This is a genomic window from Myceligenerans pegani (genome assembly GCF_014892515.1).
Lineage (GTDB): Bacteria > Actinomycetota > Actinomycetes > Actinomycetales > Cellulomonadaceae > Myceligenerans > Myceligenerans pegani.
On the sequence record NZ_JADBGR010000063.1, the window covers coordinates 1 to 17,613 of the forward strand.

Below are 17,613 nucleotides of genomic sequence, written 5' to 3' on the forward strand. Positions count from 1 at the left end.
CGGCCCTACCGGCTCATCGGGCTGTCAGTCCTCCGGGTCCACGACGACCACGTCGTCGAACGCCCAGGTCGACGCCGTGGAGCCGCCCGTGAAGAGGCTGACGCCCACTGATCCCGCGCCCTGCAACGTCGCGGTGGCGTCGGTGGAGACCGCCTGCCACGTCGCCGGTTCCGGGCTGCCCTCGGCCCAGACCCGTGCCCGGATCGTCGCCGGCGATCCGCCCGTCACCTGCACACGCACGAGCAGCGGGTCGCCGGGCGCGAACGCCAGACCCGCGACGCCCCCGCCCGCCAGAGGCGTGCCGTTGCGCACCGTGTGCAGGTCGACGCGCCCGTCCGGGTAGAGCTTGAGCCGCCCGCCCAGGTGCTCGCTCCCGACGCGGCGCCCCTGCACGGTCAGGTAGCTGTTGCCCGACGGCGTCTCGGCGGCCCAGGTGCGCAGCGTGACGTCCGTGGCGGTCGCCGAGGCGTCGTCGAGCTGCGCCGACAGCGTGAGCCCGCCGGCCATCGAGAGCTTCCCGGCCGCGCCGTCGACGGAGAAGCGTGCGGCCGAACCCCCGAGACTCCACGCGCCGCCGGTGTCGGCGGTGCCCCAGCCGCCCGTGACCGTGCGGGCGAACGTGTCGCGGGCGAGCGCCGGGTCGGGCGGCGGCGGGTCCGTCGCGGTGACGGTCTCGGTGTGCGTGTCGGTGGCGCCGTCGTCGTCGGTGACCGTCACGCTCACCTCGTACGTCCCGGCCTCGGCGTACGTGTGCCCGGCGGTGGGCCCGGTCGCCGTGCTGCCGTCCCCGAGGTCCCACTCGTAGGACACGATCTCGCCGTCCGGGTCGGAGCTGGCGCTCGCGTCGGCGGTGAGGGTGAGGTCCTCCATGGCGAGGGTGGCGTCGGCGACGGGCGGCTGGTTCGGCCCCTCGCCGGTGGTCCCGACGACGTGGTGCAGCGCGACCTGCTCGGGCGTGAGCGCGTGCCCGTAGACGGCGATCTCGTCGAGGGTCCCGGCGAAGTCGCGGCCGGGGGACGACGGCGACCAGCCGTCGAGGTTGTCCCCGCCGACGCGCCAGAAGCCGTTGTAGGCCTGGGCCCCGGTGGTGCCCGCGTCGACGGCCACGAGCTCGCCGTCCAGGTACAGGCGCAGACCGTCGGGGCCGAGCGTGCCGACGGCGTGGTGCCAGGCGCCGTCGGTCACCGGGACGGGCGAGACGACGGTGCGGATGGCGCCGGGATAGGCGCCCCACACGAGCCGGCCGGAGCCGTCGACGTAGAGGTGCCGGTCGTAGCTGCTCGACGTCGTGCTGCTGCCGCGGTTGCCGAAGCCGACCAGCTTGCCGCGCGCGGTCGTGGTGCGGAACCACGTCTCGACGCTGAGCGTCTGCGGCCCGGGGCGCGCCGTGCCGGTGGTCCAGGCGCGGGAGCTCGTCGACGTGGTGGTCGTGACGGCGGTGTCCGAGCTGCCGGCCAGGGCTCCGGTCGCGCCGAACCCGACGCCGGTCCCGGTGCTGAGATCGCCGGACCCGGCGAGATCGGTCACCGGGCCGGACGTGCCGCCCATGCGCCAGTAGTGGGTGGCGCCGTCGGACAGGACGCCCCGGGCGTACTCGTCGAGCGGCTCGCCGTCGGCCACTGTGACCTCCACCCAGTCGGACCACGCCGCGTTCCCCCACGGGTCGCGCGCGACGACCGCGTAGCGGTGGGTGGCACCCGGGGTGGCGTCCATGTCCAGGGCGGTGAGGGGCTTCGTCTCCCAGAAGCTCGCGGTGGCCTCCAGCACGGCGGCCGGCGGGGCCGACGACGTGTCGCGGTACACCGTGTAGGACAGGGTCTTGTCGTCACGGTCGTGGTTCCCCGGCCACGTCAGCCGGACGACGCCGCTCGCGGGCGACGACGCGGTCAGCTGGAACGACGTGCCACCGAGGCGCGGGCCGTCGTCGTTCGGCGCCACCTCCCGCACCGCGAACCGCACGAGACCCTGCTGCGGCCGGTTGTTCACGCGGAGGAACTCGCCGCCGAACACCACGTAGTCACCGCTCGCGGTCACGTGCCACGGGCCCTGGTCCAGGCCCGTGTACGTGCCGACCGTGAAGTCCGGGTACCAGTTGAGGAACTCGGGCCGCGGCGTGCCGGGGTGGTCCGGGTAGCCGTAGATGTCGGCCGTGTTCGTGCCCTCGACCGTGAGCGTGGTCGCCGTCCCGTGCTGGTAGGAGCGGGGGTTCGTCTCCGGGAAGCCGCCGCTGTTGCCGCAGTAGTGCTTGTGGCTGGCCTGATAGGAGACCCCGCGGAACGGCATCGACGAGTAGGTGTCACCGTGGCAGTCCTCGAGCCACACCAGCTCACCGGTCTCCCAGGACGCCGAGAACGTGCCCTCGACGTTGCCCGCCCTGCCGTAGTGGTAGCCGGTGCCGTAGAAGTGATCGGCGTCCGCGGACAGGGACAGGATCGCCGACTGGTCGCCGGCGTTGCGCACCTCCGCGTTGACGGGCAGCGGCAGCGGATCGCCCGTGGCGGCGTCGAGTCGGGCCAGGCCGTAGCCGGGCGCCGACGAACCGTCCACCGACGTGAAGTTCCCCGCCAGCACCACGGAGCCGCCGTCGGGCGCGGCCACGAGAGCCTGCACCGAACGGTTGTCGACCGACGCCTCGAACGGGCGCGTCGTCGCGCCCGTCGCCGCGTCCACCGCGGCGACCCGGGACCGGGCGGTGTTGTTCACGCTCGAGAAGGCGCCGCCCAGGAAGACGTCGTCGCCGGACGTCGCCACCGCGTACACCGGGCCGTTCACCGAGGGCCGGAACGACGTGAGCGCGCCCGTGGCCGTGTCGAACGCCGCCGAGCGGTACCGGGTGGTGCCGTCGACCGACGTGAACGAGCCGACGGCGTACAGCACGCTCCCGTCCGGGGACAGCGCGAGACCCTTCACCTCACCGTTCGTCATCGGGGACCACGACGGGTCGAGCTCCCCGGTCGCGAGGTCGTACGCCAGGAGGTTGCCGCGCGGCACCTCGTTCGTCCCCGGCGCGGCACCCGCCGGGCGCGCGGAGCTGAAGCTCCCGCCCACGTAGACGGTGTCGCCGGCCACCACCTGCGTCCAGACGACGCCGTTGATCTGGGCGGTGGGGAGCGGGTCGCTGCTCACCGTGACAGGCGGGTCGGCGGACACCGCCGTGGGAGCCGCCCCGGCGGCGACGCTCCCGGTGGCCGCGGAGCCGGCGACCCGACCGGTCGCGGCGGAAGCAGCCGGTGCCGTGGCGAGACCGGCCGCGAGCGCCGCGGTGGCCAGGACGGCGGTCGCGACGGCCGCCGGGCGGCGGCCGGTTGCGATCGCCGCCCGGCGGCGGCGCGGCCTGGCTGAGGAAGATTCAGCCGGGAAGAAAGCAGGGGGGACGCGCAAGACTCGACCTCCGCCTCGAAGGGCCGTCGCCGGGCTTCCCACGCCCGCCTCCGGATCAGTCCGAGGCTACGGCCGGGCATGAGCCTCAAAAAGCCGAAACCGGGTGAAGTAGTGGGTGAAGTCGGGCAGATGGGTGGGAGCCGTGGCCGGCGGCGGGCCCTGGCATCGGGTGGCGGCGCGTCGCCGCGGCGGCCGGAGGCGAGCGACCGCCTGCGATTCCTTAGGATCGGGCGCATGCCCCTCTCCGTAGCCCTGTCCGACGACGTCGTCCTGCGTGACGTCACCATCGACGACGCCGCGGCGCTCGCCGACGCCTACACCCGCAACCGCGCGCACCTGGAGCAGTGGGAGCCGGCCCGCCCGGACGACTTCTTCACCGAGGCCGCCCAGAAGCGCGTCGTCGACCTCCAGCTGGAGCAGGCGGGCGCTGGGCGGGGCGTGTTCCTCGTGCTGGCGTCCGGCGACGACGTCGTGGGCAGGCTCAACCTCGCGGACATCGTGCGTGGCGCGTTCCAGAACGGGAACCTCGGCTACTGGATCGACGCGGACCTCGGCGGGCGCGGCCTCATGACGCGGGCCGTGACGTCCCTCGTGGAGCATGCCCGTGACGCGCTGGACCTGCACCGCCTGCAGGCCGGGACGCTTCCGCACAACAAGGCGTCGCAGGCCGTGCTGACGCGGGCGGGCTTCGAACGGTTCGGCTACGCGCCGCGCTACATGCGTATCGCCGGCGAGTGGCGGGACCACATCCTGTACCAGCGGATCCTGCACGACTGACGGCCACGCGGGGCGGTGGCACCCGCGAGGGCGGGACCCCTGCGAGTGGCGGCGGCGCGGTGCGCGCCCGCGGCGGTCAGACCAGCCGGTGCTCGTAGGCGAACGCGGCCGCGGCCGTGCGCGAGCCGACGTCCAGCTTGGCGAAGATGTTCGACAGGTGCCGGGCCACGGTCTTCTCCGACAGCACCAGCTGCCCGGCGATCTCGACATTGCTCCGGCCCGTGGCCACGAGCCGCAGCACCTCGATCTCGCGCGGACTGAGGCCGCCCGGCCGTTCGCCGTCGCCCAGCAGCTCGGCCGCCGCCCGCTGCGCGGGCCGCGCCGCCAGCCCGGCGAACGCGTCGCGCGCGGCGGCCAGGTCCGAGCGCGCCGACTCCTCGTCGCCGAGCAAGCGGAGCGCCCGGCCCACCAGCACCCGGCTCCGGGCCAGTTCGTACGGCGCCTCCAGCCGCGACCAGCCCTCGGCGGCGCGGCGGCCCTCGGCCAGTGCCGGCTCGGCGTCTCCGCGGGCCAGCGCGACCTGCGCGAGCGCGTAGCACGCGGCCGCCCGCAGCCCGGTGCAGTCGAACGCCGTGGCGATCCCGGACAGCTCCTCCGCGAGCGGCGCCGCCTCCCCGGCCTCGTCGGAACCGACCAGCACGTCCACCGCCGCCGGCAGCGCCCGCGACCGGTGGACCGGGTCCTGCCATTCCGTGAGCAGCCGGCGGACGGCGGCCAGGGCGGCGTCCCGGCGCCCGCGCTCGAACCACAGCAGCGCACGCCCCGGCTGGGCCGGGTGCCCCTGGCCCGAGGCCTTCTCGTACGCGAGGTGGGCGGCGTCGTACTCGCCGAGCAGTCGCAGCGCCTCGGCCTGCTCGTAGAACGCCTGGCCGACGGCCTGGGACCCGCCCTCCTCGGTGTACCGGGCGGCCGCGCGGTCGAGCTCGGCCACCGCGTCGCGGAAGGCGCCGTGCAGGCGCATCAGCTGTCCCCGGTGCACGGCGCACTGGCCGGTGAACGGCACCAGGCCGGGCTGGGCGTCGCACCAGGTGGACAGGGCGTGCGTCCACTCCCGCATCCGGGAGAACTCCGAGATCTCCTGGCACGCCTCGATGCAGGAGCAGTAGATGACGCCGGAGTAGACCGCCGAGACCTCGCCCGCCACGACCGAGGCCATCGCCTCGTCGAGCATGCGCAGCCCGTCGGGCACCCGGCCGGTGAAGATCGCCAGGCGGGCCTCCATGTGCAGCCCCATCGCCGTCAGATCGGGGTCCGCGAACCGGCGGCCGTACGCGGTGACCTGTGGTGTGACCTCGAGCGCCTCGGCGATCTCGCCCTTCATGACGTGGCCGAGCGCGACCTGCTGGAGCAGGTATCCGCGTTCGACGACGTCGTCCCCGCCGTCGAGGTCGTCGAGCAGGCGCCGGCCGCGGGACAGCCAGCCGCCGGCGATCGCGGGCTCGCCGCCGGTGTTCAGGATCATGGTCAGCCAGTAGGCGGCTCGCGCCGCCGTGCGGGCGTCGTGGTGTCCGACGGCGTGCTGGTACGCCCGCTGCAGGGCCTGCACGGAGTCGTTGCGGCGCCCCAGCAGGAACGCGGACGTCGCGAGCGCCACGAAGTCGCCGGCCGTCAGCTCGGTCCGGTCGGGTTCGGTCCGGTCCAGTCCGGAGAGCGCCCGGTAGGCCACGATCCAGTCCCGCCGCTGATAGGCCTCGCGGGCGCGATGCAGGTCGTCGAGCACACCCATCGCGCACCTCACCCCCGTCTCGAGGTCCGGCCGGCATCTACCGCGCCGCGGCGTCGGCCGGTCGTGCCTCTCCTGACGATAGCGCGGGCGCCGGTGCTGTGTTCCGCCGGGCCCGCACGGTCCTGCCGGCCGGGCGCATCATCGTGCCGGGCCGTCCGGGGCCCGCCGGCTCATACGGGTGACAGGGTCCTTGTGCCCATTCGTGCCGTGATCTTCCGTGCGATGTAGGCGGCGTCGCGCCCGACGCCGTTGACCTCCCCGGAGGCGAAGCAGTACTGGAACGCCAGGCCGCAGAAGTAGAAGCCGGGCACGGACCCGACCACGCCCCGGTACTCCACGGGCCAGCCGTCCTGGACCGGCAGCGGGACGTCGATCCAGTCGTAGGCCTGGCGGAATCCGGTGGCCCAGACGACGCTCGCGACGTCGAACGTGCGGCCGTCCGCCAGGCGCGGCAGTCCGGCGGTGACGCCGGTGATGTGCTCGGTGACCCACTCCACGTCGCGTTCGGCCAGGTGGTGGCGCTTCACCCGCAGTTGCGGGGCGCCGTGGTGACGCAGCTGTCGCATCGTCTTGCGTCCCATCGGCGTGCGGCGGGTGAGCACGTGGTTGAAGGCGAACTCGATGAGGGGGAACACCACCTGGATCCGGTGTGAGGCCCAGTCGAGAGGGACGTTCCCGCGATCGGGTCCGACGAGGGTCGTGGGCCGGGTCGCGGCGAGCTCGTAGGCGATGTCCAGGCCGCTGTGCGAGGCGCCCACCACGAGGGCGGGACCGTCGGCGAGCTGGGCTGGGTTGCGGTACGCGCTCGAGTGCAACTGCTGGATGCCGGGAGCGAGGTCGCGGGCGAACGGAGGGGTCTGCGGGGTGCGGCCGAAGGTGCCGGTGGCCACGACAACGTTGTCGCAGGTGATCTCCTCGGCGCCGAGGGTGGCGACGAACCCGTCGTGCCCGTCGCGCTCGGCCGGGCGCAGCCGGTCCACGCGGGTCTGCATCCGGACCGGGAGATCCTGTGCGACGGCGTAGAGCTCGAGGTACTCGGCGAACTCGTCCTTGGACGGGAAGTGTGCCGGGTCGCCGGGGAACGGCACCCCGTCGAGCCCGTTCGCCTTACCGGGCGTGAACAGGGCGAGGCTGTCGTAGTGGCAGCGCCAGTTGTCGCCGATGCGCTCGTTGCCGTCCACGATCAGGCACTCGCGGCCGAGCTTCCTCAGGTGGTGGCCGGCGCTCAGGCCGGCCTGGCCGGCACCGATGATCAGGGTCTCGATGTGCTGGGTCATGACGTCTCCCTCGTCCGTGTCCTCGTGACGAACGTAGGAGCGCCGTATGCCCGCGTTCATCGGGCCGGATACCCAACTTCCCCGGGCGGTGATGGGTAATGTCACCCATCACCTGCCGTCGCGAGGGTGACGTCGGTGGGGAAGTCGTCGACGACGAAGTGGCGGAGACGGAGCGGTTCGGTCAGGTAGGCGTCCTCGTCGGGGAACGTGACCGGGGTGTCGGCCCAGCCGTCGCCGGCGAACGCCCGCACCGCCTCCTCGTCCCGCCAGCGGCTGACGTACTGCACGCGCGTGGGGTTCGCGCGGTCGACGAGGATCTCGTGGCCCAGCAGCCCGTCGTGGGCCGCGGGGAATCCCGCGACGAGTTCCCGGAGGATCTCCATGAACTCGTCGAACCGCTCGGTACGGACGGACGCCTCGGAGACGCGGACGATCATGTGGCACTCCCTGGTGAATCGTTGAGGTGCGTGGTCTGTCGGCGCAGCACGCCGGTCATGATGCGCAGGTACTCGGTGATGGTCTGCCACTGCTCCGCCGAGAAGCCCTCCGTGGCGGCCGCGGCCTCGCGCTGGAGGTCGGCGAAGACCGCGCTCAGGTCGGGCATGTCGCGCGCGCGGATCAGCGTCCGGCGCCGGTCCGCGGCGTCCCGCACCCGCTCGACGTAGCCGCGCGACTCGAGCCGGTCGACCAGTGCCGTGGCGGCGCCGGGGCTGAGGCCGACGGCGGCCGCGAGCTCACCGGCCGTCAGGGGTCCGTGGCGGCCGATGTGCCCGAGTGCCTTGTGGTCGGCGGCGGACACGCCGAGGCGGCGGCCGATCGCCTCGTGGAAGGCGATCACTGCCGTGCTGAACTCGTTGCCGAGGGACGCGCCGTCCATCAAAATCCTTCGACATGTCGAAATGTTTGATACATTGAAGTAATGGTAGTCCAGCTGCGCACCACACTCGACTCCCTGTCCTGGACCTGGCGCTTCGTGCTGTCTCGGCTCGCGCTCGTGCTGGGGCTCGGCGCCGTGGCCGGCGCCTCACGCGCCGTCGCCCGCCTGTGGGAGGACTCGGCGCCCGTCGCCCTGCTCGAGGTCGTCACCTGGGTGTCCCGGATCGTCCTCGTCCTGCTGGCGATACGGATCGGCATCCTCGCCGACCCCCGCTTCCGGCGCGACGCCGTCGGCGAGCGCGTCGACCGGTTCCTGGCCGAACGATGGCCCAGCCTCGTCGTCGACAGCCTGCTGCTGCTCGTCGTGTTCGTCCTGTTCTCCATCCCGGAATGGGCCGCGAGCGGGCTGCAGGGGATCGAGGAGGACCGGTACTGGGCGGCACTCCTCGCCGTCAAGAACCTGACGGTCATACCCCTGACCTTCCTGTGGGTCGTCTCCGTGGCCCGGCAGGCCGTGCTCTACGAATCCCACGTCCCGAGCGTTCGCCCGTCAGGAGTCTGAGCGGCCCCGACCTCTCGACGTGATCTCGACATCGGTGCTGCCGAGACGCCGCTTCGCGACCACGTCGGAGCCCTGCCGCTCAGTCGTGACAACCGGGATGCGGTGAATCCACTCCGGGCCGCGCTGCCTGGTGCATGAAGGCGGTGACGTCGGTGCGGCTGATGCTCGGGCTGCCTCTCATGGGAGGCGGTCGCAGGCCTGGGATCGCGGTGATGCCTCAGCGTGGGCCGGGTCCGTGTCCTTCGACGTGGCGCGCAGGAGTCGGCGCGGCGCCGGGTTCTGTGCTGGCTGCCCAGCTCAGGAGCAGGGCGAGCTTCTCTTCGGAAGGTGATCCGGGGTCGGGGGTGTACGCGCACAGGATCTGGCCGCCGGAGTCGGGAATGTCGAGGGTGTCGTAGTTGAGGGCGAACTCACCGACGGCTTCATGGAAGAACTTCTTGGTGCCGTGGGTGTGTTTGAAGAGCCGGTAGTCGGCCCAGTAGGCCGCGAATTCGGGGGAGGCGACCGAGAGCTCACCGACCAGCCGTTCCAGCGCCTCGTCTGGGTGTCGGGGGTCGTGGCCGGCACGCAAGGATGCGACCGTCGTGGCCGCCACTGTCTCCCACCGGACGTATCGGGTGCGTGCCTCAGGAGCGAGAAAAAGCCAGCGGGCGATGTTGCGCTCGTGCCGGGGCATGGCATCCCAGTCGGTCAGGACGGTGCGCATGGCCTGGTTGCTGGCGAGGATCTCCATGCGCGGGCCTTGGACCATCGCAGGATTCGGGATGGTGTCGACGAGCGTGCGCAGGCTCGGGCGTGCGTGCATGCGGCTGGAGCGGGGTGGCGGCGCAGGGCGCCGCGACTTCGGCGTGACCAGAGCACGAAGATGCTGACGTTCTAGCTCGTCGAGTCGCAGGGCGTCGGAGATCGCGTCGAGAACCTGGTCGGAGACGTTGCCGATGCGGCCCTGCTCGAGCTTGGCGATGTAGTCGACGCTGACCCCGGCGAGGGCGGCGACCTCTTCGCGGCGCAGTCCGGGTGTGCGGCGCGGCGCGGTCGAGGGCGGCAGCCCCGCCGACGCGGGGTCGATGGCGGCACGGCGCGAGGTGAGGAACTCGCGCAACCCGCTCGGCGTGGACATGCGTCCAGTGTGCCCCGCCTCGGCCGCGGTAGGGGAACGCCACCAGGTACTGCCGATACCAGGTGCGGCGCTACGCGCTAAACCCTGCTGTCCGTCCGCGCGCTGCGGTGAAGTGGAGAGGCGGCCGATCGCGGTCGCGAAGACCTGCGAACAGAAGGGACGCCATCCCCATGGCCCTCACCCCCAACCTCTCCGGCCGCGTCGCGGTCGTCACCGGCGCATCCTCCGGCATGGGCGAGGCGACTGCCCGCCTGCTCGCGGCACACGGAGCGGCCGTTGCGCTCCTGGCGCGCCGAGCAGGCCGCCTCGAACACCTCGCCGTCGACATCCGGGCTGCCGGTGGTACCGCGGTAGCGATCCCGGTGGACGTCACGGACTCCGATGCGGTGAAGGCCGCGGCCGCCCGGGTGCAGGACGAGCTCGGCGACGCGAGCATCGTGTTCAACAACGCCGGCATCATGCTGCCCAACCCGATCCTCGACCACCGTGAGGACGAGTGGGCGACGCAGATCGACGTGAACGTTCGCGGTGCCGTGGCGACCATCGGCGCGTTCGTGGACCAGCTCGTCGAGACGGCCACGGCGGGTAAGCCGGCCGACCTGATCAACACCTCCTCGATCGCCGCGCAGAACCTGTTCCCGGAGTTCGCCGTGTACTCCGCCTCGAAGGCCTTCGTCGCCCACCTGAGCCGGCACCTCCGGATGGAGCTGGGGGCGAAGGGCGTACGGGTCTCCGACGTCGCTCCGGGAGGGGTGGACACAGAGCTGATCGATCACGTCACCCATGACGGCGTTCGCGCCCACATGGCCGCCTCGAACGAAGCTCGCACCGTCCTGACGGGGCAGGACATCGCCGAGGTGGTCGCTTTCCTGGTTGCTCTCCCCGCCCGCGTGAACCTGCAGGAGGTCGTCGTGATGCCGACCACCCAGGCCGGCTGAGCGGCCGGTTCAGGCGGGGCGCAGCGAGTACGCCGTTGGACCCTCCCGCCGGAGAGGCTCAGGTGCGGGCGCGGGGGGCGGCGACGAGGGCGGCCTCGGTCCGGAGGTAGGCAGGAGGGCCGGGAGGGATCGCCGTTGGGCACTCCTGCGCCTCAGCGGGCCACGCCGTGCACGCCGATGCCGTCGAAGACCATCGCGGTCAGCCTGCGTCCCTGGGTGACGCCGTCGTCGTCGGGTGCGACGCGCCAGAGGAATCCCATCAGGAGCAGGACGTCGCCCGGGTCGAGGCCAGGGCGGACGGTTCCCTCAGCGGAGCAGGCGTCGAGCAGTTTGCCGACGGCGGCGGTGACCGGGGCGTAGGTCTCGTTGATGGCGTCCTGGATCGCGGCGTTGTGCAGGGCTTCGCCGAGGCCGTGCTTGACCCGGATGTAGGCCGCGAGCGTCTCGAACCACTCGACGAAGGCGTCCTTGGCGGAGTGCTGGGCCAGCAAGCCGTCCACCGCCGCGACGAGTTTCTCGACGTCGTGCCGGTACACCGCCAGGATCAGTGCCTCCCGCGTGGGGAAGTGGCGGTACAGCGTCCCGGCCCCGACGCCGGCTCGCTTGGCCACCTCGTTCATCGACGTCGCGGGATTCTGCGCGAACAACTCGTGGGCGACCTCCAGGATCGCGGCACGGTTGCGCTCGGCCGCCTTGCGCTGCGTCCCGTACGTCGTTGCCGTCTCCTCAGGCACGGACCTCTCCTCCCGTTGACACCCGGAGAACTCTCCGCTAGTTTCGATCGCATGGCGGAGAACTCTCCGCGAGTTGCTCACTCTAGCAGGAGGCAAGAACCGTGCGTTACGTGAAGCTCGGCACCACCGGCCTGGATGTGTCTCCGGTCGCGATCGGCGCCATGACCTATGGCGAGCCGGACCGCGGCCACCCCGTCTGGTCGCTCGGGGAAGAGCGGGCCCGACCGTTGATCAGGCATGCGCTCGAGGCGGGCGTCAATTTCTTCGACACCGCCAACATATACTCCAACGGTTCCGGTGAGGAGATCCTGGGCCGGGCGCTGGCCGACTTCGCCGACCGCGACGACGTCGTCATCGCGACCAAGCTGCGCCATCCGATGCGCCCCGCACCGAACGGCAAGGGGCTGTCGCGCAAGGCGATCATGACCGAGGTGGACCACTCGCTGCGGCGGCTGGGCACCGACTACATCGACCTGTACCAGGTCCACCGCAACGACCCTGCCACGCCGCTGGAGGAGACGCTCGAAGCCCTGAGCGACCTCGTGAAGGCCGGCAAGGTGCGCTACCTGGGCGCCTCCTCGATGCACGCCTGGGAGTTCGCCAAGGCGCTGCACCTGCAGCGGGCCCACGGCTGGTCACGCTTCGTCTCGATGCAGGACCACTACAACCTCCTGGCCCGGGAGGAGGAGCGCGAGATGATCCCGCTGTGCCTGGACGAGGGCGTCGGCACCGTCGTCTGGAGCCCGCTGGCTCGCGGTCGTCTCGCCCGCCCGTGGGACCAGGCCAACGCCACCCACCGCGCCGAGACCGACGGCGCGTTCGCCGACCAGCTCTACACACCCGCGGAGGAGGCCTCCAACCGCGCGATCATCGACGCGGTGGGTTCCGTCGCCGAATCCCGCGGAGTCAGCCGGGCACAGGTTGCCCTGGCGTGGCTGCACCGCCAACCCGTGGTCACCGCGCCGCTGGTGGGCGCGGGCTCGGCGCAGCAGATCGACGACGCCGTGGCCTCGCTCGACCTGGACCTCACCGACGACGAGCTGCGCGCCCTCGAAGCGCCGTACACACCCCGGTACGACTTCCAGGGTGTCTCCGACGAGGCCGAGCTCGATGCCATCCGCGCCCGCATCCCCGGTATGGCCCTGGAGGCGTGACCACCATGACTTCGATCCTCCGCACCGGAGGCGCAGCTCGCCTCGGCGCCCTCCTGCTGCTTGCCGGCCCGCTGGTCAGCTGGGCCGCCGAACTCGTCACCGCCGCTGCCTGGACGAACCCCCGCTACGCACCCTTGTACAACTGGGTCAGCCACCTCGGTCTGCCCGAGCGCGAGATCGCGTTCGGGCAGGCTGCCGACTCCCCGCTGGCCTGGGTCATGAACACCGGCTGGGTGTTCCACGGCGTCGTCCTGATCGCCGGCGCCGCCCTCCTCCTGGACCAGCGCAAGGGCTGGCGCCCTATCGCCCTGACGGTGCTCGCCGTGCTCTCGGGCGTCGGGGTATCACTCGTCGGCCTCGTGCACGGCTCGAACGAGAACGTGGCCAACGGGCTCGCCGTGTTCCACTTCCTCGGCGCGCAGACGGTCATCGTCAGCGGAAACGTCTTCGCACTGCTGGCAGGCCTGTCTGCCGGGCGCCTCGGCCTCGGCCGTTCTCCCGGCCGGACGCTCGTCGTGCTCGGGGTCCTGGGCCTGATCGGGTACATCCTGTTCATGGTCGACGTCCGCGCCGGCATCGAGTGGAACATCGGGCTGTTCGAGCGCTGGGCCATCTACCCGATCATGATCGGGCACGCCCTGCTCGGGGCCGTGACGCTGACCCGGCAACCAGCGACCGTGCTCGACAAGCGGGAAGCGGGTGCGGTCCTCACCGGCTGACCCGTTGCTTGCCGCGCTCACGTCCCCCTGGGATGAACCCGGGCGCCACCAGCCCCGAAGACGCCCGGGTGCGCCAGCCTTGACAGAAGTATTGACCAAGTGATTTAGTCACTTTATGACTCAGGGTAGAGCGCCGTTCTCCGAGCGGCTCGCGGATGACATCGTCGATCTGATCCGTTCGGCGGGTCTCGGACCGGGCGACGTGCTCGAGTCCTCCCGCGACCTGGCCAAGCGCTTCTCTGTCACGACGCCGACCGTCCGTGAGGCGTTGCGGCGGCTCGAGGCGACCGGCGTCGTCGAACTGCGGCACGGATCGGGCACCTATATCGGCCCCGGGATCGAGCGTGCGGTCCTGGCCAACCCGCACCGGCCACGTATCACTCGTGCGTCGGTGATCGAGTTGGTCCAGGCTCGTCTGGTGATCGAGCCCGGGATCGCCGCCCTGGCCGCGCGTGCCCGGGATGCCGCCGGCCTGCAGCGCCTGGAGGCGGCGGCGGCCACCGCGCTGCAGCCGCCGGTGCACGGGTTCCGTCCGGCGCTGAACTTCCATGTCGAGCTGGCCGCGGCGTCGGGCAACGGTCTGCTGCGCGAGACCGTCGAGGCGCTGCTGCATGTGCGCGCCACGGAGCAGACCGAGATCCGGTTCCGCTACGACGATCGCGAGCGTGATCATGCCGAGCACCTTGAGATCCTGGACGCGGTGCGTGCGGGTGACGCGGTCGCGGCCGAGCGGCTGACCCGGACCCATCTGACCACGATCCGCGCCTCGGTCGAGGCGGCCGACTTCGGCGACGATGCGGGGCGGGCCTCGTGACGGGGCCGGACCGTCTCGTGGAGATGACCACGGTCGAGGCCGCCGACGCCGCCGCACGGGGCACGGTCGTGCTCATCCCTGCGGGCGCGCTGGAGCAGCACGGCCCCGCCATGGCGCTGGGTACCGACCTCGTGCGGGCCGAGGCCGTGGTGGCCGAGGTCGCCTCGAGCTTTCCCGGCCGGGTCGTGATCGGGCCGTCGATCCCCGTGGGGGTGTCGCCGCACCACCTGCGGTTCCCCGGCACGGTGACCCTGACCACGGGCACGTTCGCGGCCCTCGTGCGGGAGTACGTCACGAGCCTGCACCGGCACGGGTGGACACGGTTCCTGGTCGTGACCGGGCACGGCGGCAACAACGCCGCCCTCACGACCGTGGCGCAGGACCTGCTGGTCTCCCACCCCGCTGTGCAGTTCGCCTGGTCGCCCTTGACCGCGCTGGCCGGCGACGCCGTCGCCGCTCTGCGTCCCAGTGCCGTCCACGGCCACTCCGGGGAGGCCGAGACCGCGCAGATGCTGCACCTGGCACCCCACCTGGTCCACACCGACCGTCTCGAGCCCGGCACCACCACTCCCGACCAGCTCGACGACCTCGCCCGCGTCGCGCGTGACCACGCGCAGCCCACCCTCACCCTCCCGTACGACCGCCTCAGCCCCAACGGGGTGCTGGGCGACCCCCGCCGCGCCACCGCCGACCACGGTGCCGCGATCGTGAAGGCGATCGTCGGCCGGATCACCGCCTTCCTCGAGGACTGGCCGGCTCCCTAGGACCGGCACCCCACCACCACGTCCGCAACCTTCCACACACCTGGCCCGCCAGGTGTCCATTCCGTCATGCCCGCGTCCGCGGGCGGATGTCGAGAAAGGAACTCGCATGTCAACGACGACAGCATCACCCACCCGGCCCGGCGCGGGAGGGGCAGCTCTCCGCCGCGCCGCGCTCCTGACCGCGCTGGCGGTCGCGGTCTGCGGCCTGGCCGGCCCGATCGGCGGCACGTCGGCGATCGCTGCCCCGGCAGCGTCCGGTGTCGCCGCGTCGGGGCCGCCGGACATCACGACCTCGCCGGTCGGCACCAACCGGGCCGCGGCCGGCGGCCGGGCGGGCTCGGCCGGCTGCGGCAGCGATCCGGTCCAGGAGCCGGGCACCAGCGTGCTGCACTCGCTCACCAGCGACGGTCGCGAGCGCACCGTCCAGCTGCACCTGCCAGACGGCTACCGCGCCGATCGCGCCTGGCCCGTCGTCCTGGTCTACCACGGCCGTGGCAACACGGGAGCGGGCACGGAGGCGTTCTCGGGGCTGGACGGGCTGCCCGCGATCGTGGCCTACGGCAACGGCGTCGTCGGCACCGGAGACGGGGAGAGACAGGCCTGGGAGGGCGCGCCCTACTCCGCGCCCGGCGTGGACGACGTGGCCTACACGAACGACGTGCTGGACCTGCTCGAGTCGGAGCTGTGCGTGGACACCCGGCGGGTGTATGCGACCGGCAAGTCGAACGGCGCGGGCTTCACCGCGATCCTGGCGTGCGAGCTCTCCGACCGGATCGCCGCGATCGCGCCGGTCGCCGCCGCCCTGTACGGCACCGGACACCCCGACTGCCGACCGCAGCGCCCCGTGCCGGTGATCGAGTTCCACGGGACGAACGACGTCACTATCCCCTACGTGGGTGACATCGACCGCGGCCTGCCGGCCGTCCCGCACTGGGTCGGCGGCTGGGTCGAGCGCAACGGGTGCGCCACCGGTCCCGCCGTCGAGGCGACCGCCGGCGACGTGACGACCTACCGCTGGACCGACTGCCGCCGCGGCGCCGAGGTCACGCACGTGGCGGTGCTCGGCGGCGGGCACACCTGGCCCGGCGAGGACAGCTACTCCGGCGGCGGATACGCCACGCACAGCATCGAGGCCCACGAGGTGATGTGGGACTTCCTGCGCAACGAGCGGCTGCCGGCGCGCTTCCTCACCGCGAACGAGCAGGTGGCGTCATGACCACCACCTCGAAGCAGGCCGGCCCCGAGGCCGCACCGGACCGCCTGCCCCGCGTCCTGCGCGCGCTGGCCGTCGTCGAGCGGCTCGGCAACGCCCTGCCGCACCCCTTCTGGCTCTTCTGGATCCTCGCGGGAATCCTCGGCGTGACCAGCGCCGCACTGTCCGCCGCGGGCGTCTCCGTGGTCTCCCCGGCCGACGGAGAGACGGTGGTGGTCCAGAACCTGCTCAGCGGCGACGGGCTCGCCATGGCCGTCTCGACGGCCATCGACAACTTCGCCACGTTCGGCCCCATGGGCACCATCGTCGCCGTCATCATGGGCGTCGCGATCGCCGAACGCACCGGCTTCCTCGCCGCGCTGATGAAGGTCTCCGTGTCCCGGGTGCCGGTGTCGTGGGTGGTGTTCGCCGTCGCCTTCGCGGGCACCGTCTCGCATGTGGCGAGCGCCGCCGCCTACATCATCCTCGTGCCGCTGGGCGGTCTCGCCTTCCGGGCGGTCGGCAGATCGCCGATCCTCGGCGTCGTCGTGGCCTACACCTCGATCGCCTCCGGCTACGACGCCAGTCCCGTACCGACGCCGAACGACGCGATCTTCGCGGGCATCACCACCGAGGCGGCACGAATCATCGACCCGGCGGCCTACGTCTCCCCGGTCAGCAACTGGTTCTTCAACATCGCCTCCTCACTGCTGCTGGCGACCGTTATCACCCTGGTGACGCGGCTGGTGCTGGCCAAGCGTCCCGATCTGGACGCCGACCCCGACGCAGACCTGGACGACGTCGCCGGACTGGAACTGTCCCCGCGCGACCGGTCCGCACTGCGCACCGCGCTCCTCGCCGGCCTGGCGGCCATGGCCGCGATCGCCGCCGCGGTGCTGCCGCCGACGTCACCGCTGCGCGGGCAGGACGGCAGCCTCACCGAATCACCCTTCCTGGACGGGATCGCGGCCGTGGTCGCCGTCCTGTTCGCGGTCGTGGGTGTCGTCTACGGGTGGCGGTCCGGAGCGATCTCGAAGGCCTCCGACGTTCCCAAGCTCATGGCCGAGGGCGTGCGCCAGATGGCACCCGTGCTGGTCCTCTTCTTCGCGATCGCCCAGTTCCTGCAGTACTTCGACTGGACCCACATCGGCGACGTCGTCGCCGTGAACTCGGCCGAGGCGCTGCGCACCAGCGGCGTACCGATCTGGGTGGTCTTCCTGGCCGTCCTCGCCCTGCTGTCCGTGGTCAACATCCTGGTCACCAGCGGTTCCGCGATGTGGGCGATCGCCGCCCCCGTCGTCGTGCCGATGCTGATGCTGCTCGAGGTGCCCGCGGAGACCACGCAGGCACTGTTCCGCATCGCCGACTCCGGGTCCACATCGATCACGCCGATGAGCCCGTACTTCATCATGGCTCTCGGCTTCCTCCAGCGGTACCGCAAGGACGCCGGGATCGGCACCCTCGCCTCGTACACCCTCCCGCTGGCCGTATGCATGACACTCGCCTGGACACTGCTGTTCTTCGCGTGGTGGACACTCGGCATCCCGCTCGGCCCCGGAGCACCCGTGCGGTAACCGAC

General features: G+C 72.0%; 16 protein-coding genes. 9 read left to right on the plus strand and 7 right to left on the minus strand.

Going from position 1 to position 17,613, the window contains the following annotated elements:
* Nucleotides 1-24 precede the first annotated feature (24 nt).
* A complete protein-coding gene (locus IIE03_RS06830; RefSeq protein WP_192861996.1) occupies nt 25-3,381 on the minus strand; it encodes a PKD domain-containing protein in 3,357 nt (1,118 codons plus the stop codon).
* A 234-nt stretch (nt 3,382-3,615) separates the two neighbouring features.
* Here IIE03_RS06830 and IIE03_RS06835 point away from each other — a divergent pair, with 234 nt between their 5' ends.
* Complete coding sequence (locus tag IIE03_RS06835) at nt 3,616-4,158, plus strand: GNAT family N-acetyltransferase (RefSeq protein ID WP_192861997.1); 543 nt, start codon at nt 3,616-3,618, stop codon at nt 4,156-4,158.
* Nucleotides 4,159-4,234: 76 nt separating this feature from the next.
* Here the strand turns inward: IIE03_RS06835 and IIE03_RS06840 are convergent, their stop codons facing one another.
* The 4 genes from IIE03_RS06840 to IIE03_RS06855 all read right to left on the minus strand — a co-directional run bounded on the left by IIE03_RS06840 (nt 4,235) and on the right by IIE03_RS06855 (nt 8,038).
* A complete protein-coding gene (locus tag IIE03_RS06840) occupies nt 4,235-5,884 on the minus strand; it encodes a LuxR family transcriptional regulator (RefSeq protein ID WP_192861998.1) in 1,650 nt (549 codons plus the stop codon).
* A 170-nt stretch (nt 5,885-6,054) separates the two neighbouring features.
* Nucleotides 6,055-7,161, minus strand: coding sequence for a flavin-containing monooxygenase (locus IIE03_RS06845; protein ID WP_225997397.1), 1,107 nt, complete (start codon nt 7,159-7,161; stop codon nt 6,055-6,057).
* Nucleotides 7,162-7,262: 101 nt separating this feature from the next.
* The gene (locus IIE03_RS06850; protein WP_192861999.1) at nt 7,263-7,598 is read right to left on the minus strand and encodes a putative quinol monooxygenase; all 336 of its coding nucleotides are present in this window, start codon (nt 7,596-7,598) and stop codon (nt 7,263-7,265) included.
* A complete protein-coding gene (locus IIE03_RS06855; RefSeq protein WP_192862000.1) occupies nt 7,595-8,038 on the minus strand; it encodes a MarR family winged helix-turn-helix transcriptional regulator in 444 nt (147 codons plus the stop codon). Before IIE03_RS06855 ends, IIE03_RS06850 begins: the two co-directional genes overlap by 4 nt.
* A gap of 42 nt (nt 8,039-8,080) precedes the next feature.
* Here IIE03_RS06855 and IIE03_RS06860 point away from each other — a divergent pair, with 42 nt between their 5' ends.
* The gene (locus IIE03_RS06860) at nt 8,081-8,599 is read left to right on the plus strand and encodes a hypothetical protein (protein ID WP_192862001.1); all 519 of its coding nucleotides are present in this window, start codon (nt 8,081-8,083) and stop codon (nt 8,597-8,599) included.
* A 217-nt stretch (nt 8,600-8,816) separates the two neighbouring features.
* Here the strand turns inward: IIE03_RS06860 and IIE03_RS06865 are convergent, their stop codons facing one another.
* The gene (locus IIE03_RS06865) at nt 8,817-9,719 is read right to left on the minus strand and encodes a helix-turn-helix transcriptional regulator (protein ID WP_192862002.1); all 903 of its coding nucleotides are present in this window, start codon (nt 9,717-9,719) and stop codon (nt 8,817-8,819) included.
* A 170-nt stretch (nt 9,720-9,889) separates the two neighbouring features.
* Here IIE03_RS06865 and IIE03_RS06870 point away from each other — a divergent pair, with 170 nt between their 5' ends.
* On the plus strand, nt 9,890-10,657 hold the full coding sequence (locus tag IIE03_RS06870) for an SDR family oxidoreductase (RefSeq protein WP_192862003.1): 768 nt from the start codon (nt 9,890-9,892) through the stop codon (nt 10,655-10,657).
* A 152-nt stretch (nt 10,658-10,809) separates the two neighbouring features.
* Here the strand turns inward: IIE03_RS06870 and IIE03_RS06875 are convergent, their stop codons facing one another.
* Entirely contained in the window at nt 10,810-11,391 is a 582-nt protein-coding gene (locus IIE03_RS06875) for a TetR/AcrR family transcriptional regulator (protein ID WP_192862004.1), read from the minus strand.
* 101 nt (nt 11,392-11,492) lie between these two features.
* Here IIE03_RS06875 and IIE03_RS06880 point away from each other — a divergent pair, with 101 nt between their 5' ends.
* The 6 genes from IIE03_RS06880 (at nt 11,493) to IIE03_RS06905 (ending at nt 17,608) form a co-directional block, all read left to right on the plus strand.
* Entirely contained in the window at nt 11,493-12,545 is a 1,053-nt protein-coding gene (locus IIE03_RS06880) for an aldo/keto reductase (protein WP_192862005.1), read from the plus strand.
* A 5-nt stretch (nt 12,546-12,550) separates the two neighbouring features.
* Nucleotides 12,551-13,264, plus strand: a complete 714-nt coding sequence (locus IIE03_RS06885) for a DUF998 domain-containing protein (RefSeq protein ID WP_192862006.1) — start codon at nt 12,551-12,553, stop codon at nt 13,262-13,264.
* A 115-nt stretch (nt 13,265-13,379) separates the two neighbouring features.
* Nucleotides 13,380-14,078, plus strand: coding sequence for a FadR/GntR family transcriptional regulator (locus tag IIE03_RS06890; RefSeq protein ID WP_192862007.1), 699 nt, complete (start codon nt 13,380-13,382; stop codon nt 14,076-14,078).
* 23 nt (nt 14,079-14,101) lie between these two features.
* Complete coding sequence (locus IIE03_RS06895) at nt 14,102-14,842, plus strand: creatininase family protein (RefSeq protein WP_192862010.1); 741 nt, start codon at nt 14,102-14,104, stop codon at nt 14,840-14,842.
* 106 nt (nt 14,843-14,948) lie between these two features.
* The gene (locus tag IIE03_RS06900; protein ID WP_225997399.1) at nt 14,949-16,058 is read left to right on the plus strand and encodes a CE1 family esterase; all 1,110 of its coding nucleotides are present in this window, start codon (nt 14,949-14,951) and stop codon (nt 16,056-16,058) included.
* A complete protein-coding gene (locus tag IIE03_RS06905; RefSeq protein WP_192862008.1) occupies nt 16,055-17,608 on the plus strand; it encodes an AbgT family transporter in 1,554 nt (517 codons plus the stop codon). The genes IIE03_RS06900 and IIE03_RS06905 overlap by 4 nt, the downstream gene beginning before the upstream one ends.
* Nucleotides 17,609-17,613 lie beyond the last annotated feature (5 nt).